25 protein-coding genes are annotated in these 23,429 nt (G+C 40.4%); 17 read left to right on the plus strand and 8 right to left on the minus strand.

Annotated features, from left to right (window positions below; translation table 11 throughout):
• Window positions 1-70: 70 nt before the first annotated feature.
• On the plus strand, window positions 71-979 hold the full coding sequence (locus tag MKZ03_RS08435) for a DMT family transporter (RefSeq protein WP_066030861.1): 909 nt from the start codon (window positions 71-73) through the stop codon (window positions 977-979).
• 12 nt (window positions 980-991) lie between these two features.
• On the opposite strand, the gene MKZ03_RS08440 is transcribed toward MKZ03_RS08435, so the two are convergent.
• A complete protein-coding gene (locus MKZ03_RS08440; protein ID WP_340972776.1) occupies window positions 992-1,183 on the minus strand; it encodes a hypothetical protein in 192 nt (63 codons plus the stop codon).
• Window positions 1,184-1,293: 110 nt separating this feature from the next.
• Between MKZ03_RS08440 and MKZ03_RS08445 the strand changes: the two genes are divergently transcribed.
• The 6 genes from MKZ03_RS08445 to MKZ03_RS08470 all read left to right on the plus strand — a co-directional run bounded on the left by MKZ03_RS08445 (window position 1,294) and on the right by MKZ03_RS08470 (window position 10,411).
• Window positions 1,294-3,510, plus strand: coding sequence for an RNA ligase (locus tag MKZ03_RS08445; RefSeq protein ID WP_334749249.1), 2,217 nt, complete (start codon window positions 1,294-1,296; stop codon window positions 3,508-3,510).
• Window positions 3,511-3,966: 456 nt separating this feature from the next.
• Complete coding sequence (locus MKZ03_RS08450; RefSeq protein WP_249114887.1) at window positions 3,967-4,512, plus strand: TetR/AcrR family transcriptional regulator; 546 nt, start codon at window positions 3,967-3,969, stop codon at window positions 4,510-4,512.
• Between the two features lie 21 nt (window positions 4,513-4,533).
• Entirely contained in the window at window positions 4,534-7,677 is a 3,144-nt protein-coding gene (locus MKZ03_RS08455) for a bifunctional cytochrome P450/NADPH--P450 reductase (RefSeq protein WP_341031530.1), read from the plus strand.
• 190 nt (window positions 7,678-7,867) lie between these two features.
• Window positions 7,868-8,776, plus strand: a complete 909-nt coding sequence (locus MKZ03_RS08460) for a trypsin-like serine peptidase (protein ID WP_341031532.1) — start codon at window positions 7,868-7,870, stop codon at window positions 8,774-8,776.
• 258 nt (window positions 8,777-9,034) lie between these two features.
• Window positions 9,035-9,415 carry a NucA/NucB deoxyribonuclease domain-containing protein gene (locus MKZ03_RS08465; RefSeq protein ID WP_060596689.1) on the plus strand — a complete coding sequence of 127 codons (381 nt, stop codon included), beginning with the start codon at window positions 9,035-9,037 and terminating at the stop codon, window positions 9,413-9,415.
• Between the two features lie 147 nt (window positions 9,416-9,562).
• On the plus strand, window positions 9,563-10,411 hold the full coding sequence (locus tag MKZ03_RS08470; protein WP_341031534.1) for an STAS domain-containing protein: 849 nt from the start codon (window positions 9,563-9,565) through the stop codon (window positions 10,409-10,411).
• A 33-nt stretch (window positions 10,412-10,444) separates the two neighbouring features.
• Here MKZ03_RS08470 and MKZ03_RS08475 read toward each other — a convergent pair whose 3' ends face one another.
• Window positions 10,445-10,987, minus strand: coding sequence for an IseA DL-endopeptidase inhibitor family protein (locus tag MKZ03_RS08475; RefSeq protein ID WP_034660768.1), 543 nt, complete (start codon window positions 10,985-10,987; stop codon window positions 10,445-10,447).
• A 295-nt stretch (window positions 10,988-11,282) separates the two neighbouring features.
• On the opposite strand from MKZ03_RS08475, the gene MKZ03_RS08480 reads away from it, so the two are divergent.
• Entirely contained in the window at window positions 11,283-11,720 is a 438-nt protein-coding gene (locus tag MKZ03_RS08480; RefSeq protein WP_341031536.1) for a hypothetical protein, read from the plus strand.
• 47 nt (window positions 11,721-11,767) lie between these two features.
• Here MKZ03_RS08480 and lexA read toward each other — a convergent pair whose 3' ends face one another.
• On the minus strand, window positions 11,768-12,388 hold the full coding sequence (gene lexA, locus MKZ03_RS08485) for a transcriptional repressor LexA (protein WP_003212311.1): 621 nt from the start codon (window positions 12,386-12,388) through the stop codon (window positions 11,768-11,770).
• A 159-nt stretch (window positions 12,389-12,547) separates the two neighbouring features.
• Here lexA and yneA point away from each other — a divergent pair, with 159 nt between their 5' ends.
• The 6 genes from yneA (at window position 12,548) to MKZ03_RS08515 (ending at window position 16,962) form a co-directional block, all read left to right on the plus strand.
• Window positions 12,548-12,859, plus strand: a complete 312-nt coding sequence (gene yneA, locus MKZ03_RS08490) for a cell division suppressor protein YneA (protein WP_034660770.1) — start codon at window positions 12,548-12,550, stop codon at window positions 12,857-12,859.
• A 17-nt stretch (window positions 12,860-12,876) separates the two neighbouring features.
• On the plus strand, window positions 12,877-13,524 hold the full coding sequence (locus tag MKZ03_RS08495; RefSeq protein WP_307499674.1) for a YneB family resolvase-like protein: 648 nt from the start codon (window positions 12,877-12,879) through the stop codon (window positions 13,522-13,524).
• A 69-nt stretch (window positions 13,525-13,593) separates the two neighbouring features.
• The gene (locus MKZ03_RS08500; protein WP_034660771.1) at window positions 13,594-13,824 is read left to right on the plus strand and encodes a DUF896 domain-containing protein; all 231 of its coding nucleotides are present in this window, start codon (window positions 13,594-13,596) and stop codon (window positions 13,822-13,824) included.
• A gap of 187 nt (window positions 13,825-14,011) precedes the next feature.
• The gene (gene tkt / locus MKZ03_RS08505) at window positions 14,012-16,015 is read left to right on the plus strand and encodes a transketolase (RefSeq protein WP_106042000.1); all 2,004 of its coding nucleotides are present in this window, start codon (window positions 14,012-14,014) and stop codon (window positions 16,013-16,015) included.
• 197 nt (window positions 16,016-16,212) lie between these two features.
• Window positions 16,213-16,659 carry a sporulation inhibitor of replication protein SirA gene (gene sirA, locus MKZ03_RS08510; RefSeq protein ID WP_012010100.1) on the plus strand — a complete coding sequence of 149 codons (447 nt, stop codon included), beginning with the start codon at window positions 16,213-16,215 and terminating at the stop codon, window positions 16,657-16,659.
• Between the two features lie 84 nt (window positions 16,660-16,743).
• Window positions 16,744-16,962, plus strand: a complete 219-nt coding sequence (locus MKZ03_RS08515) for a YneF family protein (protein WP_003212379.1) — start codon at window positions 16,744-16,746, stop codon at window positions 16,960-16,962.
• A gap of 261 nt (window positions 16,963-17,223) precedes the next feature.
• Here MKZ03_RS08515 and MKZ03_RS08520 read toward each other — a convergent pair whose 3' ends face one another.
• Window positions 17,224-17,397, minus strand: coding sequence for an aspartyl-phosphate phosphatase Spo0E family protein (locus tag MKZ03_RS08520; RefSeq protein WP_369810454.1), 174 nt, complete (start codon window positions 17,395-17,397; stop codon window positions 17,224-17,226).
• A gap of 208 nt (window positions 17,398-17,605) precedes the next feature.
• Between MKZ03_RS08520 and MKZ03_RS08525 the strand changes: the two genes are divergently transcribed.
• Both MKZ03_RS08525 and MKZ03_RS08530 read left to right on the plus strand, forming a co-directional pair.
• Window positions 17,606-18,313: a cytochrome c biogenesis CcdA family protein gene (locus MKZ03_RS08525; protein WP_341031539.1), complete on the plus strand. Its 708-nt coding sequence runs from the start codon at window positions 17,606-17,608 to the stop codon at window positions 18,311-18,313.
• 94 nt (window positions 18,314-18,407) lie between these two features.
• Window positions 18,408-18,890, plus strand: coding sequence for a CcdC family protein (locus MKZ03_RS08530; RefSeq protein WP_034660774.1), 483 nt, complete (start codon window positions 18,408-18,410; stop codon window positions 18,888-18,890).
• Window positions 18,891-18,911: 21 nt separating this feature from the next.
• Here the strand turns inward: MKZ03_RS08530 and MKZ03_RS08535 are convergent, their stop codons facing one another.
• From MKZ03_RS08535 to sspO, 4 genes are all read right to left on the minus strand, one after another.
• Window positions 18,912-19,340, minus strand: coding sequence for a DUF2621 domain-containing protein (locus MKZ03_RS08535; protein ID WP_034660775.1), 429 nt, complete (start codon window positions 19,338-19,340; stop codon window positions 18,912-18,914).
• Between the two features lie 260 nt (window positions 19,341-19,600).
• Window positions 19,601-20,002 carry an Hsp20/alpha crystallin family protein gene (locus MKZ03_RS08540; RefSeq protein ID WP_341031544.1) on the minus strand — a complete coding sequence of 134 codons (402 nt, stop codon included), beginning with the start codon at window positions 20,000-20,002 and terminating at the stop codon, window positions 19,601-19,603.
• 102 nt (window positions 20,003-20,104) lie between these two features.
• Window positions 20,105-20,251, minus strand: a complete 147-nt coding sequence (locus MKZ03_RS08545; protein WP_307499677.1) for a small acid-soluble spore protein P — start codon at window positions 20,249-20,251, stop codon at window positions 20,105-20,107.
• 16 nt (window positions 20,252-20,267) lie between these two features.
• On the minus strand, window positions 20,268-20,414 hold the full coding sequence (gene sspO / locus MKZ03_RS08550) for a small acid-soluble spore protein O (protein ID WP_034660777.1): 147 nt from the start codon (window positions 20,412-20,414) through the stop codon (window positions 20,268-20,270).
• 220 nt (window positions 20,415-20,634) lie between these two features.
• Between sspO and acnA the strand changes: the two genes are divergently transcribed.
• Window positions 20,635-23,364, plus strand: a complete 2,730-nt coding sequence (gene acnA / locus MKZ03_RS08555) for an aconitate hydratase AcnA (protein WP_341031547.1) — start codon at window positions 20,635-20,637, stop codon at window positions 23,362-23,364.
• Window positions 23,365-23,429: the final 65 nt, after the last annotated feature.

The following is a 23,429-nucleotide window of genomic DNA, read 5'->3' on the forward strand; positions in this document are numbered from 1 at the left end:
ATTGGACATAGTAAGATGACGACATACAAGATGAACTTCTCATCTACTGCTGATGTAAAGGAAGCTGCTTATGGAAATGAAGTCAACTGCTCAAAAGAAATCAATTGCACTACCGCTTGTGATTTCAATTATTGCCATTTCATTTTCTGCTATCATTGTGAAATGGTCAAATGCACCTGCTGCTATTTTAAGCATGTATCGAATGATCTTTGCCGCGGCTTTTATGCTGCCGTTTATCCTGCCACGAAAAAAAGAATTTCTCTCGATTAAGCGCAGAGACTGGTTTTTCTTATGTATGTCAGGCTTCTTTTTAGGACTCCACTTTGTGTTGTGGTTTGGCTCACTGAAGCTGACGACTGTGGCAAGCTCTACTATTATTATCGCCCTTCAGCCGATGGTCTCCTTATTAGGCGGCTTTCTCATTTTCCGTGAACGAACCACGCTGCCCGCACTCTTGACAATGTGTGCCGCAATTGCTGGTGCACTCATGATTGGATGGGGAGACATAGGTCATAGCCAGGAAGCCATCCTAGGAGACATTTTATCCTTTTTAAGTGTGATCGCGGTTGTTTGTTATTTATTAATAGGTCAACAGGCTGTAAGGAAAATATCTCATTGGATTTATAGTTTTTGTGTGTTTGGTTTTGCTGGTCTTTTTTTAATTCTATTCAACCTAATGCAGCAAACTCCTTTTACAGGCTATCCGGGTAAAGAGTGGGGGATTTTTTTATTGCTTGCCATCATTCCCACCATGTCTCATGTCATTAATAATTGGCTTTTAACTTATGTCAATGCCACAACGATTTCAATGAGTATACTTGGCGAACCTGTTGGGGCCACGATTCTTGCTGTATGGCTACTTGGAGAGAAAGTCACGCTGTTTCAAATGCTTGGCGGTCTTCTTGTCCTTTTAGGCGTCTTTTTCTTTTTGATGCAGCAGCGTCAAGGAATTGTGATGAAACCAAAAAAATCCGGTTAAATCCCGGATTTTTTACTCTTTTAAATCATTTTTTTCAATCACTTTGTTCAATCTTTCCTCAACCTTCTTCAATTCCATTCGTCTTCTTCTGATCATTCGAAAAGAGGTGACAATCATAGTCACGATAACAGCAATGAATAGAAGAGAGAACACTTGAAATAAAAAATCTCCAAGATTGAATGCCATATTCGCTCCATTAGACATACGTAAAACCTCCCTTTCTATCTATATATTACCATAATCAATAAAAGATTGAGATTTATCCATAATTTATCTATAATAGGTAAAATATCACTCATTAAAGGAGAACCAATATGAGAACTTTAGTCCTTTTACGAGGTCTCCCAGGCGTAGGTAAATCAACTTGGATCAAAGCTCAAGGCTTAGAGCCCTACACTTTATCAGCGGATCAGATCCGTCTTTTGACCCAGCCGCCGCAGTTATCTGTCAATGGGAAACCAGAAATTTCAAGCAAACATGACCACAAAGTCTGGTCTTTGTTATTTGAATTGCTTACAGCACGTATGGAACGCGGAGACTTTACTGTGATTGATGCGACACATATTTCAAGCAAATCGATATCTCAATATAAATCGTTAGCCACATCGTATCGTTACAGGGTGTATGTCGTCGATTTCACGCAGGTGCCGCTTGAAACAGCTCTCCTGCAAAATCGCTCACGGGAACCTCACAAAGTTGTGCGGGAGTCTGTTTTATATCAAATGAACGAGCGGTTAAAAACAGAAAAGGTCCCATCATGGGTGACTGTTTTGCAGCCTGAGGAATATCCGCAAGTGATGACCTATCAGCCTCGATCCTTCGATCAATATGAGGCCATTCATGTCTTTGGAGATATTCACGGCTGTCATACCGCTCTGACCACCTATTTACAAGGAGACATTAAAGAAAACGAACTTTATATCTTTGCAGGTGATTTACTTGATAGAGGAATAGAAAACAAGGAAGTATTAGAATGGATGCTCGCACATAGAGAATGCCGGAATGTCATCGTGATTGAGGGCAATCATGATCAGCATTTATACCGGTTTGCACATGGTGAAAAAGTAAGAAGCAATATGTTTAACCGGCATACTGCACCTGAAATCGAAGCAGCAGACTTTAATTTAAAAGAAGTACGGAAGTTTGTCAGAACATTTCATCAGCTTACTTATTTTACGTACCATGGCAAGACATTTCTTGTTACCCACGGGGGGCTTGCTCATTTGCCAGAAGAGCTTCTGCATGTCTCAACACAGCAGCTCATTCACGGTGTAGGTGAATATTCAGATGACATTGACCACTTGTTTGTTCAAAACACCGCTGGATTAGATGTCATTCAAATTCACGGGCATCGCAATTTATACAGGCTGCCTATTCAAGCATCGGAAAGGTCTTATAATCTAGAAGGCCAGGTTGAATTCGGGGGGCAGCTGAGGGTCTTGAAAATCACAGCTGACGGGATTGAGACTCATGAAATTGACAACCCAGTCTATAGAGCTTCTGAGAAAAACCCATCGGCTGCTATTCAACCAGATATCTCACTGGATGACTTTTTAGCTCACTTAGATCAGCATGAATATGTACAGGAATTAAAGCTTCCGCACCATATTTCATCTTTTAATTTTACGAAAAAAGCTTTTAGTGAACGGCAGTGGGATGATGTGAATGTGAAGGCAAGAGGTTTGTTTGTCAATATGGTGTCAAAGCAGATTGTTTCAAGAAGCTACAACAAATTTTTTAATATTGACGAGCGTCCAGAGACAAAAATGCATCATCTAGTGAACCATCTTCAATTCCCTGTTACCGTCTATGATAAAGCAAATGGATATTTAGGAACGGTTGGGTATAACGAAATGGATGATGAATTGGTGTTTACGTCCAAATCGTATACATCTCATGTGAAACAAAATCAGCATGCTTCCTGGGTCGAAGAGCTATTCTATCAGACTTTCGGAGATGTGCAGATCGACTACATCAAATCATACGTACGTGACCACAAAGTATCTCTTGTGTTTGAAGTCATTTTACCAGAGAAAGACCCACATATTATCACATATGATCAAGATCAACTCATTTTGCTTGATATTGTGAAGCGTCAGCTAAGCTATGAAAAAGCAGCATTCACTGAAGTGAAAAGGTTAAGCGAACAGCTTGGAATGTCCTGCAAGCAGGAAGTGGCTGTGTTCCATGATTGGACGTCTTTTTATAAATGGTATCAGGCAGTCTCTCATGACGACTCGATTAAAGAAGAGGGATTTGTCATAGAGGATCATCGCGGATTCATGACCAAGCTCAAGCTCCCTTATTATCAATTCTGGAAGCAGATGCGTGCGATCAAGCAGCGCGTCGCAGAGAAGCGTTCCTCGCAAAAATATATGCAGGCTTTGCAAACGGCGGAGCAAGCAAGATTTTATACGTGGCTTCTTGAGCAAGATGCCAATGATGTCAGGAATAGCTCAATTATTGAGCTGCGAACACAATTTGAGCAAAGCGATGCTGCCCAATTGAATAATGATGAAATAAATGCATAGTCTAAACATGAGTCTTTTCTAAGGAAAAGGCTTTTTTTGATGCAATTGAAAGGTGGACCCATATATGCCTGATCATATTGAAGTGATTCTTCGAACGATGTTTGCTTTTGCGATTTTATTTGGTGGAGCACGTCTTCTTGGAAAGCAAACATATTGATACATATGACGACCATATTCAGTCTCCGATTGATCAAAAATGAACGTGTAGTGCAGAGGTCACCCGCATGACACATATCTGCCAATATTTCTAAGTCCTTTGGATGCTGTCTGACTAGGCATCATTTCTCAATTATTATTATTTTCAGAAAATGTGATGACGGAGAAAAATAAGTGTGTTTAAGTATATATAGAAGAAATTAAAATATTAATATAATATACCGCATGCGGAATGAACATTCATTCCTGAAATGAGGAGGGGATGAAGTGCCAGCAGTGACTGATAAACAAGAACAGATTATGAAGGCTTCACTAGATTTATTTATTGAACGGGGCTTTGATGGGACCACGATGCCGATGATATCAAAAAGAGCAAACGTCGGAGCAGGAACCATTTACCGTTATTTCGACAGTAAAGAGGCCCTCGTTAATATTTTGTACCAGCGCAGCCTTTCTGCATTTATCGAAAAAATGAACACAAACAGTCCAGATCCAAAGGCAAGTATTCGGGCGTACTTTAAGCATGTATTTTATTGCTTGGTTTTATTTACAAAGGAGAATCCAAGCGGGCTATATTTCTTAGAAATTGATAAACGATCCCATTACTTAGACGAGACGAGCAAAGAGAAAATGCAGCTTTTGTTACATGAGCTATTCCTTATCTTTGAAGAAGGGAAAAAGGATGGGATTCATCCAAATCTCTCAGGTAGAACCATTTTATCGATTGTATTTGGTGCCTTTGTACAGCTGCATAAACAAATTCTTGCAGAAGAAATAGAGCCAACGATTGAATTTCTAGAGGACATTGAGCAATGTTTATGGCGCGCCATTAGCGTTGCTTCTTAATGATATAAAGGGAGTGGGCACATGCAACAAACATCAATCATTCCAAAACCAAAAACATACGGACCTTTTAAAAATATTCCCCATATCAAAAAGGGGGAGCTTTCTCAAACCTTTTGGCGTCTTGCAGATGAATTAGGACCGATCTTTCAGTTTGAATTTTCAAAAGCAACAAGTATTTTTGTTTCCAGCCATGAACTTGTCCAAGAAATATGTGATGAGAGCCGTTTTGATAAATACATTGGGACTAGTCTCAATAAAGTAAGAGCATTTGCAGGAGATGGGTTATTTACGAGCTGGACAGAAGAATCGAACTGGAGAAAGGCTCACCACATCTTGATGCCGGCGTTTAGCCAGCAGGCCATGAAGGGCTATCATGAGATGATGCTCGATATTGCCGCACAGCTTGTACAAAAATGGCAAAGAACAGGCCGTGATGAAGAAATTGAAGTAGCAGAGGATATGACAAAGCTTACTTTAGATACGATCGGACTTTGCGGTTTTGATTTTCGATTTAACAGCTTTTATAAAGAAAATCAGCATCCATTCATCGAAAGTATGCTGAATGGTTTAAACGAAGCGATGGATCAGGCGAGCCGGTTGCCGGTTGCAGATAAGCTAATGATCAAAAGAAGAAAAAAATTTGACCAAAATGTCGATTTTATGAAGCAATTAGTAGATGACATTATTCAAGAACGAAAAAAACAAGATAAAATGGGCGATGATTTACTGTCCCTCATGCTGCATGCAAAGGACCCTGAAACAGGAGAGCGCCTGTCAGATGAAAATATCCGCTATCAAATCATTACCTTCTTAATAGCTGGGCACGAAACAACAAGCGGGCTGCTATCCTTTGCGATTTATTTCTTATTAAAGAATCCAGAAAAATTAAAGAAAGCCGTCCAAGAAGCAGATGATGTGCTGCAAGGCGGACTGCCAACATTTAAGCAGGTACAAAAACTAAATTACACTCGTATGGTTTTAAATGAATCACTTCGCCTCTGGCCAACAGCGCCTACGTTCTCTCTTTATGCGAAAGAGGACACCGTCATCGGAGGGAAATATTCGATTGAAAAGAATCAAAGTGTCTCCGTGCTGCTCCCTAAGTTACATCGTGATCAAGCGGTATGGGGAGAGGATGCGGAAGAATTTAAACCAGAGCGGTTTCTACACCCTGAAAAGATCCCGCATCATGCCTACAAGCCTTTTGGGAATGGGCAGCGTGCATGTATCGGTATGCAATTCGCCCTTCATGAAGCCACTATGGTGCTAGCGATGGTTCTGCACAATCTGGAATTGATAGATCACACATCATATGAACTTGATTTAAAAGAATCTCTGACGATTAAGCCAAACGATTTTAAAATCAAAGTGCGGCCAAGGAAGCAGCTACTCTTTATGGCACCACCGAAAGAAGAGGCGAAAAAAAGCACAAAATCTAATGAGTCAAAAGTGGCCAGTCACGGTACACCACTGCTTGTTCTATATGGATCAAATCTTGGCACAGCGCAGCAAATCGCAAACGAATTTGCTGAAGACGGGAAAGCAAAAGGGTTTGACGTGACCACTGCTCCGCTTGATGACTATACACGCCAATTACCAGATAAAGGTGCAGTCTTAATCGTGACCGCTTCATACAATGGACATCCGCCTGACCATGCGAAAAAATTTGTGGATTGGGTCACGCAGGATGAAGAGCAGGATTTATCAAACGTGACATTTGCTGTTTTTGGATGCGGAGATCGAAATTGGGCGAGTACGTACCAGCGTATTCCGCGTCTCATTGATGAAGCACTTGAAAGAAAAAGTGCAAAGCGTGTAGCTGATTTAGGAGAAGGCGATGCAGGCGGAGATATGGATGAGGATAAAGAAACATTCCAGAAAACGGTCTTCAAGCAGCTTGCAAAAGAATTTAAGCTCACCTTCCAAGAGAAAGGTAAGGAAAAGCCAAAACTATCAGTTGTTTATACAAATGAGCTAGTAGAACGTCCTGTGGCGAAAACGTATGGTGCTTTTTCAGCTGTTGTACTGAAAAATGAGGAATTACAATCTGAAAAAAGTGAGCGGCAAACAAGACATATTGAACTGCAATTGCCTGAAGGGAAACAATACAAAGAAGGGGATCATATCGGAATTGTTCCGAAAAATAGTGATGCACTCGTGCAGCGGGTGATCAATCGCTTCAATCTTGATCCTAAGCAGCACATCAAGCTTTCTTCTCAGAAAGAAGCAAGTCATTTACCTTTAGATCAGCCGATTCAAATGAGAGAATTACTTGCGTCACATGTTGAGCTTCAAGAGCCTGCAACACGTACGCAGCTAAGAGAGCTCGCAGCATATACAGTTTGTCCGCCTCACCGCGTGGAGCTTGAGCAAATGGCTGGTGAAGCATATCAAGAAGCCGTTTTAAAGAAACGAGTAACCATGCTGGACTTATTAGATCAATATGAAGCGTGTGAGCTGCCGTTTGTGCACTTTTTAGCACTTTTACCAGGTTTGAAGCCGCGCTATTACTCAATTTCTAGCTCACCAAAGGTCGAAGAAAAAAGAGTCAGTATCACAGTGGCGGTTGTGAAAGGTAAAGCGTGGAGCGGCCGCGGAGAATATGCCGGAGTCGCATCAAACTATTTATGCGGTCTGCAGGCAGGAGAAGAAGTCGCCTGCTTCCTCCACGAAGCGCAGGCAGGATTCCAGCTGCCACCTTCATCCGAAGTACCGATGATCATGATCGGACCGGGTACAGGAATCGCTCCATTTAGAGGGTTTGTTCAGGCAAGAGAAGTGTGGCAGAAGGAAGGAAAACCACTAGGCGAAGCTCACCTGTATTTTGGCTGCCGTCACCCTCTTGAAGATGATCTGTATTTTGAGGAAATGCAGCTTGCAGCGCAAAAAGGAGTTGTTCACATCCACCGGGCTTATTCTCGTCACAAAGAGCAAAAAGTATATGTCCAGCATTTGTTGAAAGAAGACGGCGGCATGCTGATCAAGTTACTTGACCAAGGTGGGTATCTTTACGTGTGCGGGGACGGAAAAGTTATGGCACCAGACGTAGAGGCTACGCTTATCGACCTCTATCAAAACGAGAAACATTGCTCGAAGGAAACAGCTGAAAATTGGCTGACAACCCTTGCAAATGACAATAGATATGTAAAAGATGTGTGGAGCTGAAAAATTAGGAAGACCGCCAATTAGGCGGTTTTTTCTATTTCAGAGAGAGATCAATAGAATGAAGGTTGGAAAGATACAAAACACCTAATTTAAAAATGAAATATTTTGTAAAAAATAAGAATATTCTCTCATTTACTCCAATATGAAACAATCGTATGATTTTTGATATAGGACATAAAGGAGGAATATGATGAAAAAGGTGAAAATGTTACTCCCTTCTCTACTCGTTTTTGGTGCTTTAAGTGTGCCTAGTTTTGCCCATGCCACATCGGATTCAGTACTAACGTCTGATTATGACATGGTGACTTCTGATGGGAAGGTGATCTCTTCAAGTGATTTCCACAATGATACGAAATCCCCCTCATCCTTTGACAAAGTGGATGATCTTTCTTCTACTGTTGGCGAAAAAGTAAAACCACTATCAAAATATTTAAAAGACTTTCAAACAAAAGTCGTCATTGGAGACGATGGTAGAACAAAAGTAGCAAACACAAGAGTGGCACCATATAATTCAATTGCTTATATTACATTTGGCGGCTCAAGCTGCACGGGGACACTCATTGCCCCTAACAAAATTTTGACAAACGGGCACTGCGTGTACAATACAGCATCGAGAAGTTATAGTGCAAAAGGATCGGTGTATCCAGGCATGAACGATAGTACTGCGGTGAATGGCTCAGCAAACATGACGGAGTTCTATGTACCAAGCGGATATATCAATACAGGCGCGAGCCAATATGATTTTGCCGTGATCAAAACAGATACGAACATTGGCAATACGGTCGGTTACCGCTCTATCCGTCAGGTGACAAACTTAACTGGGACAACGATTAAAATTTCTGGATATCCAGGTGATAAAATGAGATCGACTGGCAAGGTGTCGCAGTGGGAGATGTCAGGTTCTGTGACAAAAGAAGATACAAATCTCGCATACTATACGATTGATACATTTAGCGGAAATTCAGGCTCAGCGATGCTAGATCAAAATCAGCAAATCGTTGGGGTTCATAACGCAGGGTATTCAAACGGAACGATTAATGGCGGTCCAAAAGCGACAGCTGCCTTTGTTGAATTTATCAACTATGCAAAAGCGCAATAAGAGTTAGAGCACAAAGCTTGTTTCCTTCATAGGGGACAAGCTTTTTTATATGGATAGAAATATCTGTCTACGCTTGAGAGATTCATTGAGTTCTCAGCCTCATCATTTTTTTCACATGTCATTCGTGAACCGCTCATACATTAAAATGACACATTTCCTTTAAGTCAAGATTCTGCTTGAGAAAAATGAGGAGGTCTCACACTTTTGAAAATGAGAAGAGGCTGGATCACTGGTGTCGCCTTATGCTTTGTGATATGGATGGGCACGTTGTTAGGTGGATTTGGGGAGAAACATGCGGCAAAAGGTGCGGATCGATATGATCATGTCATTCAATTTCCAAAGGAACGGTACCCTGAAACAGGCAGCCATATTCAAGAAGCCATTCGAAAAGGGCATTCAGATGTGTGTACGATAGACCGAAATGGAGCAGATGCCCGCAGGCAAGAATCATTAAAAGGAATTCCGACTAAACCTGGCTTTGACCGGGATGAGTGGCCGATGGCGGTTTGTCTTGAGGGAGGAAAAGGTGCGAGTGTTCAATATGTCAGCCCATCTGATAATAGGGGAGCAGGCTCATGGGTTGGACACCAGATTAGCAGTTATCCTGATGGGAAAAGAATTTTATTTATTGTGAAATAAAACTGGAAGAGAGGCACCTGTGAGTAGGTGCCTTTTTTGTTGATGATCAGAGCGTATTGGAGTTAGCAGGGACAAAAGATTCAGAGGTACAATGGATCTATAAGGTACAAATACTGACAAGAAGAAAATGTGAAGGGACATATGCTTATGGATAAGAACCGTGCATTATACGATTTTTTCATGCAACATGCAGAGAAACTGACTGAAACTTGGTATGAATCAATTGAGGATGATGATCCAGAATCAATATATCGTTCAACAGATTCCAGCATCATAGCAGATCTGAAACGGCAAAATCAAGATTATTACCAGCATTTTATACGTGCTCTTATTGAAGACAAGACATATTTACATACTGAGTTTAAAAAGTGGTCTGAAGACTTAGCCAGTGACCTGAAGCATTTAAATACACCATTAGATTATGTTGTGAGAGAATACATGTCCAATCAAAGAGTGGTCCTTCATTACTTAAAAGAATTTATTAAACAGCGTCAAGATGAAATTGATATTGACCGCATCTTTTATTGGTATGATTTAATTTCAGAGGCGTTTAATATTTCAATTCATGTGTTTATCCAGCAATATGTGAAAAATACAACGAGGAAGCTCGTGGCACAAAGAGACATGATTGACGAGCTGAGCTCACCTGTCATTGTCTTAAAAAATCATATTGCGTTATTGCCGTTAGTAGGTGACATTGATACAGCGAGAGCAAAGATGATTTTAGAAAATACGCTTAAACAGTGCTCGCAAAAAGGTGTACAGCATTTATGTATTGATTTATCGGGCGTTGTCATTATTGATACAATGGTGGCTCATCAAATCTTTGATCTTGTCACATCACTTCGGTTAATTGGAGTAGAGACGACCATTTCAGGCATCAGACCAGAAATTGCCCAAACAGCCGTGCAGCTTGGGCTTCCTTTTAATGAATTTCGCACGGCATCATCACTTGCTCACGCGCTGGATCGCATGACTGAATTTTCTCCAATATAAAAACCAGGCCGATTGAATGGCCTGGTTTTTGATTTAGATGACAGCGTCAATTTTTGTGACTTTCCAATCTTTTTGTACTTTTTCGTACGTAACAGTTCGTTTTACTTTGCGTCCATCAAGTGTTGGGACGGTGAATTCATAGGTGCGGACCGTTTGTTTTTTAGAGACAAGTTTAGGTGTGGCTTTATCCCAATTAAGCATGTTGTCTCCGTCACCGACTGGAACAGCCATTTTGCCTTTATGAACAATGAACTGGTAGTCTTTTAAACCTTGATTGATGGCATCTTTTGTGAAAACTTGAGATAGGTAGCTGTTTAGTTTTTTCTTTGTATCAAATGTTTTAGAAAGATAGTTGTATGTCATGTCTTTATAGCTAAATGATTTTAATTTGTAATCGGAATGTTCATTAATTTTGTAGCCTGACATCGCACTCCAAAAGTGTTCTCGTGCGTCAAGGGCAATATGTAACGCTTCTTTATTTGTCAAAGCGGCTGGTTTTTTAGAAGCGGCCAATGTTGTAGATTGTAATGAGATCATAAGCATAATAGCAGTTAATAAAACGAATAATTTTTTCAAGGCGATTGCCTCCTTTTCTCAATGAAAACTTCTTATGTTACAAATGTTACAATAATTACAGTGATATTACAAGTATTAAATCTAAATGTTTTTTATTTCTTTTCTTTCTATATATATAACGTTTGAGGGTGACAAAAAGTTTTCATTTTTTTATTTTTTTCTTTATATCTAGTATTTAACCGTTCTAAAGAAGAACAAAACGTTTTTTGGAAAAATTTCTGTTTGGACGTTTAACACGCTTTCTCATTTATGACATATACTATCGTGATGAATGTCTAAGAAAGTGGTGTTGAATATGTATCATCCGTATGAAGGTATGTGGAATGGGTACTCATATGATAGGCAGATGCAAGGATGGCCATCGCTCCCTATTCCTCAAGTTGGAGGATTTCCAGGGTTTCCAATCGGAGGAGGAGGCACTGGACCCGGATCAAGCGGATCAGCTCCGCCAGCTCCGCCACAGCATATCATTTCGCAGTATCAGCAAGCATTATCACAGCCTCAAAGCATGCAGTCACTTATTTCAGGGCAAACAGGTGGAGGCCAGCAATCTGTTCAATTTGCAGCGGGATGTAATAGAAGATGGACGATTGTGTTCATGAGAAACGGTCAAGTGTTTTTAATGTATGTCCTATCCTCACAGCCTTTCGGGAGAACAACTGGCTTTATTTGGCCAAACTTTACATTTGGTTCCTTCCCAAGCTCGCGTATCCTTGCCTATTTTTGTTCATAAAAGAAAAAGCCGGTTCTCATCAGCAGCTGATGAAATACCGGCTTTTTTTAGTGAATATTTCTAAATACGCCAATCACTTTACCTAGTATACTTACATTCTGTAAAATAATCGGTTCCATAGATGGGTTCTCTGGCTGTAATCTAAAGTGTGTATCTTCTTTATAGAAACGTTTCACTGTCGCTTCATCTTCCTCTGTCATGGCGACGACAATATCTCCATTGTTAGCGGTGCTTTGCTGACGCACAATGACATAGTCCTTGTCCAAAATTCCTGCATCAATCATACTTTCTCCCATAATTTCAAGCATAAATACTTGTTCATCTGGTGCTGCAAAAGTCTCTGGAAGAGGGAAGTATTCTTCTACATTCTCAACAGCCGTAATAGGCAGGCCTGCGGTTACTTTTCCGATGACTGGTACGTTCATTACAGCACTCTTTGGAATATTCATTTCCTCTTCATCTAGTACTTCGATCGCTCTAGGTTTTGTCGGGTCTCTTCTAATTAAGCCCTTTGTTTCTAGTCTAGCTAAATGTCCATGAACCGTTGAACTGGATGCTAGACCGACAGCTTCTCCAATTTCACGAACGGATGGGGGATAGCCCTTACTTTTTACTTCTTCTTTGATGAATGTCAGGATATCGAGTTGTCTTTTTGATAGCTTCGTCATCTTTTGCACCTCAAAACGTCAATTTTAAAGAAATTATAGCATGTTTTTCCTAACAGTACAAACATAGGTTCGAAAAAAACGTTTGACAGAAACGTTTGTTCGTATTTATAATGAGTGACAGAAAGAGCGAACACATATTCTGTTAGGAGAGATGACATTATGAGGTTAAAAGAATCTATTATTTTTATTGGGGTATTCTCATTCATCGTTGGCATATTTCTCTCACTTATTGCAGTCACAAGCCATAATGATCCAAATCAATATGTTAAAATAGAGGTTCAATCAGGTGATACTCTTTGGGGGTTAGCTGATCAAGTAAACGACAGCAAATCAATCGACAAAAATGCGTTTATTGACTGGGTCACTGAACACAATGATCTTGCTTCAACGGAAATCCAGCCTGGTGACATTCTTGTCATACCAGTCAAAAAAGAGCATCCCGTCGTATATCAACTTGCAACAGTACAATAGAAAGGTCGATTGAAGTCATGAATGCAATCATCTATGCGAGAGTAAGCACTGTCAAAGAAGAGCAGGAAACCTCGCTGAAGAGACAAGAAGAAGAACTGCTGGCTTTAGCTGCTATGCACAAGATGAATGTGGTGAAAGTCATCAAAGAAAAAGCAAGCGGATATGATCTAGATCGTGATGGTGTGTTTGATATGCTAGCTGCACTAAAAGAAGAGTCAATTGATGCCGTTCTTATCCAGGATGAAACGCGTCTCGGAAGAGGACAAGCAAAAATTGCGCTTCTTCATTGTCTTTTTAAAGAGAACGTAAAGGTGTACAGTACGTTTCATAGAGGCGAGCTTGAGCTTTCAGAAGCAGATGAAATGGTTATTGAGATCGTAGGAGTAGTTGAAGAGTATCAACGAAAAATTCATAACCTGAAAATCAAGCGGGGAATGAGAAGAGCTGTTGAGCGCGGGTATCAGCCCGAACTGAATTTAAAACAGCAGGATCATGCGCCTGGCCGTGAGCGTATTGAAGTGCCGATTTCAGAAATTGTTCGATTAAGAAAAAACAACATGACATTCGCAGAAATTGCAGCAACTCTTCAGGCACTAGGTTTTGACATTTCAAAAGCAACGGTCCATAGAAGGTATCAAGAATATGAAAAAGGTCTGACCACCTAAAGCTTGATTTGTTGTCAAAATGATTGATATTTAGTAGTATGTAGAGAAAATGTTTTAAAGGAGTTTGTCATGATTTCTAAAAAGCAGCTTGCAAGAATCAATGAGCTTTCAAAAAAGTCGAAAGAGACCGGTTTATCAGACGCTGAAAAAACAGAACAAAAGCTATTGAGAGAAGAGTATTTAAAAGCTTTTCGTTCTTCTATGAAAAATACACTTAAAACCGTGAAAATCGTTGATCCTGAAGGAAACGATGTCACACCAGAAAAATTAAAAAGAGAAAGAGATCAAAACCTTCACTAAGTCTGTGATTTCTTAAATTTTGAAAAGATGGGAAGTATATTCTCATCTTTTTTCATATTTGCATAACTTTTTAGGTGATCGATAAACTAAATGTGACAAAATCACTCTTTTTCAGCGTGAAATAGTTGTGAAAAAAGGACAGTAGATTTATGATAATGGTGTACACAAGATACGGAAGGGGATTTATATGGAAACGATTGAATTGAAATCTATTGCAACAATACGTACTCTCTCCATAGACGCAATTGAAAAAGCGAATTCCGGTCACCCTGGAATGCCAATGGGTGCTGCACCAATGGCATACGCTTTATGGACGAATCACTTAAACGTAAGTCCGCAAAACCCTAATTGGTTTAACAGAGACCGTTTTGTTTTATCTGCGGGGCATGGTTCTATGCTTCTATATAGCATGCTTCATTTAAGCGGATACAACCTGAGCATCGATGATCTAAAACAATTCCGCCAATGGGGTAGCAAAACACCTGGACACCCTGAATTTGGACATACAGAGGGCGTAGATGCTACAACAGGTCCTTTAGGGCAGGGGATTGCCATGGCAGTTGGTATGGCACTTGCAGAAAGACATCTTGCGGAAACGTATAACAAAGACAACTTTAATGTTGTAGATCACTATACATACAGCATTTGCGGAGATGGGGACTTAATGGAGGGAATTTCCTCTGAAGCTGCTTCACTTGCTGGTCATTTAGGCTTAGGCCGTTTAATTGTTCTTTATGATTCAAATGATATTTCATTAGATGGCGACCTAGATCGTTCATTCTCTGAAAATGTGAAGAATCGTTTTGAAGCGATGAACTGGGAAGTTCTCTATGTGAAAGACGGCAACAACATTGAAGAAGTGACGGCTGCTATCGAAAAGGCGAAACAAAGTACAGACAGACCTACATTGATTGAAGTGAAAACAACGATTGGTTTCGGATCGCCTAACCGTGCAGGAACGTCTGGTGTGCATGGTGCACCGCTTGGCAGCGATGAAGCCAAGCTGACGAAGGAAGCTTACTCTTGGACGTTTGAAGAAGATTTCCATGTACCTTCTGAAGTGTACGATCATTTCAAAGAAGCTGTAAAAGACGCTGGTCAGAAAAAAGAAGCAGCTTGGAATGAACTATTTGAACAATATGAAAAAGAATACCCTGAACTTGCAGCTCAACTGAAGCTTGCGATTGAAGGAAAGCTTCCTGAGAATTGGGATCAAGAGGTTCCTGTTTATGAAGCAGGTTCAAGTCTTGCCTCCCGCGCTTCTTCAGGCGAAGTATTAAATGGCATTGCGAAGCAAGTACCTTTCTTCATTGGCGGGTCTGCTGACCTTGCAGGTTCAAACAAAACAACGATTAAAAACACAGACGATTTTGGTAAAGATAATTATGCCGGCAAGAATATTTGGTTCGGTGTCAGAGAATTTGCAATGGGTGCCGCGTTAAACGGTATGGCACTTCACGGCGGCCTTCGTGTATTCGGCGGAACGTTCTTTGTTTTCTCAGATTACTTAAGACCAGCGATTCGTCTTGCTGCTTTAATGGGACTTCCAGTCACTTATGTCTTTACTCATGACAGTATCGCTGTTGGGGAAGATGGTCCGACGCATGAGCCGGTTGAGCAGCTTGCTTCATTACGTGCGATGCCTAATCTTTCTGTCATTCGCCCAGCGGATGGAAACGAAACAGCTGCAGCGTGGAAACTTGCTGTATCTTCAACGGATAAACCGACAGCTCTAGTACTGACTCGTCAAAACCTTCCAACGATTGACCAAGCACCAGAGAAGGCGTATGAGGGAGTAGAAAAAGGTGGATACGTCGTCGTTGAAGCTGCTGATGCACAGCCCGAAGCACTTCTACTCGCTTCTGGATCTGAAGTCGGTTTAGCGATTGAAGCGCAAAAAGCACTTGAAAAAGAAGGGATCCGCGCGTCTGTTGTCAGTCTTCCTGCATGGGATCGTTTCGATCAGCAGTCAGATGAATACAAAGAATCAGTCCTTCCTACAGCAGTGCGGGCACGTATTGCGATTGAAATGGGGGCTTCACTTGGCTGGGAGCGTTACACTGGTCTTGATGGTGACGTGATTGCCATTGATAAATTTGGCGCTTCTGCACCAGGTGAAACCATTATTGAGAAATACGGATTTACGGTCAGCAATGTGGTCAGCCGTGTGAAAGCGAAGCTGAACAAATAACCAGTCTCCAAGCATCATGCTTTTTTTCATCTGTTTGCAGAGCATTTTCATCCGCTCTGCAAACTTTTTTCTTTTTTCTTGTTTTTTTGACAAAACTAGTTTCTTCTTGCTTCATATATAGACAATTCTTTCTTTCGCATTTTTGTATAATACAAGCAATATACGAGATTGACGAAATGTGAAAGGAAGGGATAGACATGGAACGCCATTATTATATTTATTGGATTGAGGATGAATTTGCACATCATTATTTTGGCAGAGAATCGATTTTGTTTCATTTGTTTGAGTCGTTACACTGGACGAACCGCACGGAAGATGAATTGGTGATGCTTGTGAAACAAGTGGATTACGTGACGAAACGAATCCCTGCTTTTCATATGCACCAGCGATTAATGAACAACTTAACGAACATTCACTATACACAAATTGGCTCGATATACAGCGCTTCCTTACCTGATGGAAAAGGAACGGCTGCATTTATCATAAAAGACCGTTATATCCAAATGTCTGCCACCGGCAGTTACGAGGCAGAAGCGGTGTTTTTTGAAGTGCTGAGAAAAATTAGTCCTTGCTTTCTTGCGATGGACTTTGGTTCAAAGAAGCATGGGTGGCTCAATCCGGTAAAAGTGAGGAATTTTGTTTAAAAAAATAAAATTGAACGTGAAATGTTGTATAATAGCCTTTTGTTTAGTACACTTTATACGAGACAACATGAAGGAGGAAGAATTATGGATTTATGGGTTGTCATCCTTGTAGGCGTTGTTGCACTGCTTGCAGGAGTTGCACTCGGATTCTTTATTGCTCGTAAGTATATGATGAGCTACTTGAAAAAGAATCCACCAATTAATGAACAAATGCTTCGAATGATGATGATGCAAATGGGCATGAAACCGTCCCAGAAGAAAATCAATCAAATGATGAAAGCCATGAACAACCAAGCGAAATAATACGTACGATATTATGATCATAGATGGAACATGGTTATAAAGAATGGACAAGCGTTGTCCTATCTTTATTGAATTCACCTTCATCAGACGCTTTAAAACCACTGTACTTGCATGAATAAAGCAGGGAAGGTGGTTTTTATTTTGGCGTCAGCCTCCTGTTAAAAACAAAAAACCCCTGTAATCAGAGGTTTTTGTTTCGTTTATGGTCACATATCAACTGTTCTAAAAATCGTGCAGCATGATAGATATCATGAGATATGATTAGTTGGCTGAGTTTGAGTGTAAGTGTCGTTGATATTGTAAGAGAAGATGATCTAGCTGCTGGCTATGTTCGATGGTCACTGTTGATGTCATCCCATTATGCAAGACAACTTTCATCAGCTCTTCTCTTTTTTCTTCGATTTGAGTTAATAATGATGTTTTTACCAAAGTCATGTTCCTTTCATGCAAATCTTGATAAAAAGAATCGATTTTATTATATCCATTTTAAGGTTTATTTTCAAATTTAAAGGATTCGTTATCTTGATGTCAAATTAAATTATATAAGGTTTTAAGAGAATAGACCATCTTTATTGAGAGGATGTAAAAAAAATGAAATGATTTTGTCATCTCTTATTGTATATTGTAAGAAGGGGGTGTTCTTTTGACAGATTTGAATTACTTTTTAGCTTTTGGAGCAGGGTTTCTTTCTTTTATCTCACCATGCTGTCTGCCGCTTTATCCAGCCTTTTTATCGTATATTACGGGCGTTAGTATAGATGAAGTGAAATCTGAGAAGGTGATGCTGAGAAGAAGAAGTCTGCTTCATACCTTATTCTTTTTAGTTGGATTCTCTATTATATTTATTGCGATTGGCTTTGGGACATCGTTTGTTGGGAAGTTTTTTTATGATTACCATCAAGCAATTCGCCAGGTTGGAGCCATTCTCATTATTTTCTTTGGTTTTATAATTCTTGGTGTCTTCCAGCCTTCTTTCCTTATGGGGGAAAAGAGAATGCAGTTCAAAAATCGTCCTGCTGGTTTTTTTGGATCGATTCTCATCGGAATGGGCTTTGCCGCTGGATGGACACCTTGTACAGGACCTATTTTATCTGCTGTTATCACACTTGCTGGTAACAATCCGGAGTCGGCTGTCACATATATGATTGCGTATGTATTCGGATTTGCCGTTCCGTTTTTTGTTCTATCCTTTTTCATCACGAAAATGACGTGGATCAGAAAGCGCCAGCAGCTTATCATGAGAATTGGCGGGATCATTATGATTGTGGTAGGGATATTGCTGTTCTTTGATCTTCTCACATGGATTATCATCATGTTCTCCTCATTGTTCGGCGGATTTACAGGCTTTTGAAATCGTTTTCTACAGTCGCGGCGAATGGTTTTTTTTCGTCAATTGGAGTATATTATACATAGGCTGACCTTAAAGAATAAAGGAATGATTTGATATGATGGTCTTGATCTCTTCTATAATTGCGATATGTATGGCGGTAGCCGTCATGTTTATTCGCATTAAGTCATCTGCAAAACCGGCAACCGCGAAAAAAATTATATTACCTCCTATTTTCATGAGCACTGGGGCACTAATGTTTTTTGTTCCTATGTTTCGAGTAACTGGGGCTGAATTTCTAGAGGCGATCACAGTGGGGATGTTTTTCTCCATATTTTTAATCAAAACATCGAAGTTTGAAATTAGAGGGAATGACATTTATTTAAAGCGATCAAAAGCATTTGTGTTTATTCTCATTGGACTTCTTGTTCTTCGTATCGGGATGAAGACCATCCTGAGTTCTTCTATTGATTATGGTTCTCTAAGCGGGATGTTTTGGATTCTTGCCTTTGGCATGATCGTACCTTGGCGCGTTGCTATGTATTTGTCGTTTAGAAAGCTGTCTAAGCAATTAGATCCGCAGCAGGTTCAAATGAATTAAACCTCCTTTTGATAAAGGAGGTTATTTTAATAACGATTCATATGGCGTGTGATCGATGTCTTTTTCTTGAAGGCGCTTCAGTAAAAACTTATGATCCCGCTTTGGGGTAGCGATAATATAGCCGCGAATGATTAAGTCTAAATTAATGCTGGCAGCTTGTTCTTTTAAAGCCAGCTCGCCAATCTTACCCGCGATTTTTTCTTTGGCGACATCTCTAAACAGCTCTGGAACAGGTAATACGAGTTCATTTAAAAGCTTTTTGTCTTCTTCCCGCCATAGGTGGAGGCTCTTTTGAATATATTCATCCTGCCAATCAAGCTCTGATTTCCCATCTTCCTTCGGCAATCGTTTTAAAAATTTGCGAAACATAAAAAAGCCACCGATTGCGAGTAATCCGATCATCACCGTACCCCAAAATAAAATGAACCACAAAAACCAGCCGCTTAACATGTTCTCACTCCTTATACCCCTCGTCTCTCTATCTTATTTTACATGAAGAGATGATAGAAGAAAATAACAAAAATGTATGTCTCTCATCTCTATGAACGCCTTTTTTCATTCATAACAGCCCATTTACTAGAAAAACCCAAACCATCTAGTAGAAAGAGAATACATTATCATATAGCGACTCTACTATTTGGCCATGGTGGTTCGCAAAAGGTATTGACTTGACACGAACGGAAGAGAGCCCACCAAATGAAGGTGGGCTCTTAATGTTTGAAGTGCGGGATTTGAAAGGAAAATGCCCCGCTTGGATGGTCAGAACTTTTTTTAATTCTTATCGAAATGATTCGGTTTTCATATTCTGTTTCAATATCTTTGTCGTTCAAATAAAAAGGGAGCATAACACTTTTTTCAATTGGCTGTTCGCCTTCATCATTTGGCTTTTGTACCGTGTAAGCGAGAGTCAGCTCATGTCCAGCGAAGGTCAGCTTTACATCAGTGATCGACAGGGTGGAGACATCAATCTCAATAATATAATCGTGGCTTGTTTCATAAAGATCAATTGGGAGGTGTTCATCATACCAGGCAAATGGATCATCCATTAAGACATTGAGCCAATCATCTATTTCTAGAAAATCAGAGGAATTCGATTGCTTTTCATTCTCCATAAACACTCCTCCATCACATCTCATAATAAATGATATGTTGAGAACTGAAATGTGTGAAAGACCTAAAACATCCCGCCTTGCCACGGGATGAGAGGTGAATGTTTACATATCGTGATGAGAATTGTGCTTTTGTCTTGTATGGTTGCGGTTTTTCACTTTTTTACTGCCTGATAATGGCTCAGGCTGTCCGTCTTGATGCTCCTTAGGTGAGTTTTGACGGATGTCTTTTCCTGTGTTTTTATTCGTCATGATGATTGCTCCTTTCTTATTGGTTTTTTTTACGTTTTTTATTGTTTTGTCTTTGTTCTTCTGTTAAAACGAGTTGGTCATCTTCAATATAACCTGCACCATTCCCTTGGCTTTTGGCTGCGTTCATGCCGTCAATCACATGATTTGCTTTGCGTTTTGTCATGTTCTATCACCTCAATTGTAGTATGATCCCGCCCTGCTTGGTTTATGAAGAGTAATCATTTCCTGATGATAAGCTAAACTTATTGAATTTAATAAAAGCATTGTTATTTACTTATGTATGAATTTGTTTTAAGATGAAATTGTGAGAAAATTGTGGTGAAATACGACGATTTTTCTGAGAATTGAAATTGATCTTGATCATCAAAAGGGGGATTTTGGACATGTCGAAACAGCAGCAAGTCGCTAAACAAGACGCTTTTCAATCTAGAAAAACGTTTTCGACAAATGGGAAAACGTATCACTATTATTCGTTAGAAGCACTAGAGAAACAAGGAATCGGAAATGTTTCTAAGCTGCCTTATTCCATTAAGGTACTTTTAGAATCAGTGCTTCGCCAAGTAGACGGTAGAGTGATCAAGAAGGAACACGTTGAAAACTTGGCAAAATGGGGAACTGCCGAGGTCAAAGAAATTGATGTTCCATTTAAACCTTCTCGTGTTATTTTACAAGACTTCACGGGTGTACCAGCCGTCGTTGACCTTGCTTCTTTAAGAAAAGCAATGGCAGATGTAGGCGGGGATCCGGATAAAATTAACCCTGAAATTCCAGTTGACCTTGTCATTGACCACTCAGTACAAGTTGATAAGGCTGGAACTGAAGATGCTTTAAACATTAACATGGATTTAGAATTCGAACGTAACGCAGAGCGTTATAACTTCCTTAGCTGGGCAAAGAAAGCGTTTAATAACTATCAAGCTGTTCCGCCTGCAACAGGAATTGTTCACCAAGTAAACTTAGAGTACCTTGCAAGTGTTGTTCATGCGATTGAAGAAGATGGTGAGATCATCACTTACCCAGATACATTGGTTGGTACTGACTCTCATACAACCATGATCAACGGTATCGGCGTACTTGGATGGGGCGTTGGCGGTATTGAAGCAGAAGCTGGTATGCTTGGTCAGCCTTCATACTTCCCAGTACCAGAAGTCATTGGTGCTAAATTAGTTGGAGAGCTTCCAAACGGAACGACTGCAACTGACCTTGCATTAAAAGTGACACAAGTTCTGCGTGAAAAAGGCGTAGTGAACAAATTCGTTGAATTCTTCGGACCTGGAGTTGCACAGCTGCCGTTAGCGGATCGTGCAACGATTGCGAATATGGCGCCTGAATACGGTGCTACTTGCGGATTCTTCCCAGTAGACGAGGAAGCTCTTGCTTACCTTCGCCTTACTGGACGTGATGAAGAGCAAATTAATATCGTTGAAGAATATTCTCGCGCAAATGGCTTATTTTATACGCCAGATGCAGAAGAGCCAATTTTTACGGATGTTGTGGAAATTGACCTTTCTCAAATTGAATCAAACTTATCTGGTCCAAAGCGTCCACAAGATTTGATTCCACTTTCTGAAATGAAAGAGACGTTCCATCAGCACATTGAAAGCCCAGCTGGTAACCAAGGGTTTGGCTTAGAAAAATCAGAGCTGGATAAACAAATTGAATTTGATCTAGCAAATGGTGAAAAAGCTGTGATGAAGACAGGTGCGATTGCGATTGCAGCGATAACGAGCTGTACGAATACATCGAATCCATACGTCTTAATCGGAGCAGGTCTTGTTGCGAAGAAAGCAAGTGAGCTTGGTATGAAGGTGCCAAACTACGTGAAAACGTCACTAGCACCAGGTTCTAAGGTTGTTACAGGATACCTCGTGAACTCAGGACTTCTTCCATACTTAAGAGACCTCGGATTTAACATCGTTGGGTATGGCTGTACAACATGTATCGGAAACTCAGGACCGCTTGCGCAAGAAATCGAGGATGCTGTCTCTGAAAATGATCTGCTGATCACTTCTGTTTTATCAGGTAACCGTAACTTTGAAGGGCGTATCCACCCGCTTGTGAAAGGAAACTACCTTGCATCTCCACCATTAGTTGTGGCGTATGCACTTGCTGGTACGGTGAATATTGATTTAACAAAAGACCCTATCGGTGTGGATAAAAATGGTGAGAACGTTTATTTCGATGATATTTGGCCATCAATGGACGAAATCAACAGCGTCGTGAAAAGCACAGTAACACCTGAACTCTTCCGTTCAGAGTATGAAACTGTATTTGATAGCAATGACCGCTGGAATGAAATTAAAACGACAGATGATGCACTGTATAAATGGGATGAAAATTCCACATACATTGATAACCCGCCATTCTTTGAAAACCTATCAGTTGAACCTGGTAAAGTTGAACCGCTTAAAGGCTTGCGCGTCGTTGCCAAGTTCGGTGACTCTGTGACAACTGACCATATTTCTCCTGCTGGAGCGATTGGTAAAGACACACCTGCGGGTAAATACTTGCAAGAAAGAGGCGTATCGCCTAGAGACTTTAACTCATATGGATCTCGCCGTGGTAACCACCATGTCATGATGAGAGGTACTTTTGCAAACATCCGTATTAAGAACCAAATTGCACCAGGGACAGAAGGCGGATATACAACTTATTGGCCAACTGGTGAAGTGACATCCATTTATGATGCATGCATGCGTTACAAAGAAGATGGAACAGGTCTTGCAATCTTAGCAGGTAAAGACTACGGAATGGGTTCTTCGCGTGACTGGGCTGCAAAAGGAACAAACCTTCTTGGAATTAAATTCGTTCTAGCTGAAAGCTTTGAGCGTATCCACAGAAGTAACCTTGTCTTCATGGGTGTACTTCCGTTACAGTTTAAAGACGGAGAAAGTGCAGAAACTTATGGACTAACAGGAACAGAAACATTTGAAGTTGAAGTTGATGAAACAGTTCGTCCACGTGATCTTGTCACTGTGAAAGCAATTGATGCAGATGGCAATGAGAAAACATTTGAAGTGGTTGTTCGCTTTGACAGTGAAGTCGAAATTGACTACTATCGTCATGGTGGTATCCTTCAAATGGTACTTCGTGAAAAATTGGCAAGCAATTAATACTCATACAGCAAAGAAGAGAAGGCGCCTAGACAGCTTTCTCTTCTTTTTTAAAATAGTGGAGG

Source organism: Bacillus sp. FSL R5-0431 (assembly GCF_038002985.1).
Lineage (GTDB): Bacteria > Bacillota > Bacilli > Bacillales > Bacillaceae > Bacillus.

Coding starts and splice junctions, on each gene's coding strand:
- MKZ03_RS08435 (WP_066030861.1), top strand. CDS start 71: ATGGAAATGAAGTCAACTGCTCAAAAGAAATCAATTGCACTACCGCTT.
- MKZ03_RS08440 (WP_340972776.1), bottom strand. CDS start 1,183: ATGTCTAATGGAGCGAATATGGCATTCAATCTTGGAGATTTTTTATTT.
- MKZ03_RS08445 (WP_334749249.1), top strand. CDS start 1,294: ATGAGAACTTTAGTCCTTTTACGAGGTCTCCCAGGCGTAGGTAAATCA.
- MKZ03_RS08450 (WP_249114887.1), top strand. CDS start 3,967: ATGAAGGCTTCACTAGATTTATTTATTGAACGGGGCTTTGATGGGACC.
- MKZ03_RS08455 (WP_341031530.1), top strand. CDS start 4,534: ATGCAACAAACATCAATCATTCCAAAACCAAAAACATACGGACCTTTT.
- MKZ03_RS08460 (WP_341031532.1), top strand. CDS start 7,868: ATGAAAAAGGTGAAAATGTTACTCCCTTCTCTACTCGTTTTTGGTGCT.
- MKZ03_RS08465 (WP_060596689.1), top strand. CDS start 9,035: ATGGGCACGTTGTTAGGTGGATTTGGGGAGAAACATGCGGCAAAAGGT.
- MKZ03_RS08470 (WP_341031534.1), top strand. CDS start 9,563: ATGGATAAGAACCGTGCATTATACGATTTTTTCATGCAACATGCAGAG.
- MKZ03_RS08480 (WP_341031536.1), top strand. CDS start 11,283: ATGTATCATCCGTATGAAGGTATGTGGAATGGGTACTCATATGATAGG.
- lexA (WP_003212311.1), bottom strand. CDS start 12,388: ATGACGAAGCTATCAAAAAGACAACTCGATATCCTGACATTCATCAAA.
- yneA (WP_034660770.1), top strand. CDS start 12,548: ATGAGGTTAAAAGAATCTATTATTTTTATTGGGGTATTCTCATTCATC.
- MKZ03_RS08495 (WP_307499674.1), top strand. CDS start 12,877: ATGAATGCAATCATCTATGCGAGAGTAAGCACTGTCAAAGAAGAGCAG.
- MKZ03_RS08500 (WP_034660771.1), top strand. CDS start 13,594: ATGATTTCTAAAAAGCAGCTTGCAAGAATCAATGAGCTTTCAAAAAAG.
- tkt (WP_106042000.1), top strand. CDS start 14,012: ATGGAAACGATTGAATTGAAATCTATTGCAACAATACGTACTCTCTCC.
- sirA (WP_012010100.1), top strand. CDS start 16,213: ATGGAACGCCATTATTATATTTATTGGATTGAGGATGAATTTGCACAT.
- MKZ03_RS08515 (WP_003212379.1), top strand. CDS start 16,744: ATGGATTTATGGGTTGTCATCCTTGTAGGCGTTGTTGCACTGCTTGCA.
- MKZ03_RS08520 (WP_369810454.1), bottom strand. CDS start 17,397: ATGACTTTGGTAAAAACATCATTATTAACTCAAATCGAAGAAAAAAGA.
- MKZ03_RS08530 (WP_034660774.1), top strand. CDS start 18,408: ATGATGGTCTTGATCTCTTCTATAATTGCGATATGTATGGCGGTAGCC.
- MKZ03_RS08535 (WP_034660775.1), bottom strand. CDS start 19,340: ATGTTAAGCGGCTGGTTTTTGTGGTTCATTTTATTTTGGGGTACGGTG.
- MKZ03_RS08540 (WP_341031544.1), bottom strand. CDS start 20,002: ATGGAGAATGAAAAGCAATCGAATTCCTCTGATTTTCTAGAAATAGAT.
- MKZ03_RS08545 (WP_307499677.1), bottom strand. CDS start 20,251: ATGACGAATAAAAACACAGGAAAAGACATCCGTCAAAACTCACCTAAG.
- sspO (WP_034660777.1), bottom strand. CDS start 20,414: ATGACAAAACGCAAAGCAAATCATGTGATTGACGGCATGAACGCAGCC.
- acnA (WP_341031547.1), top strand. CDS start 20,635: ATGTCGAAACAGCAGCAAGTCGCTAAACAAGACGCTTTTCAATCTAGA.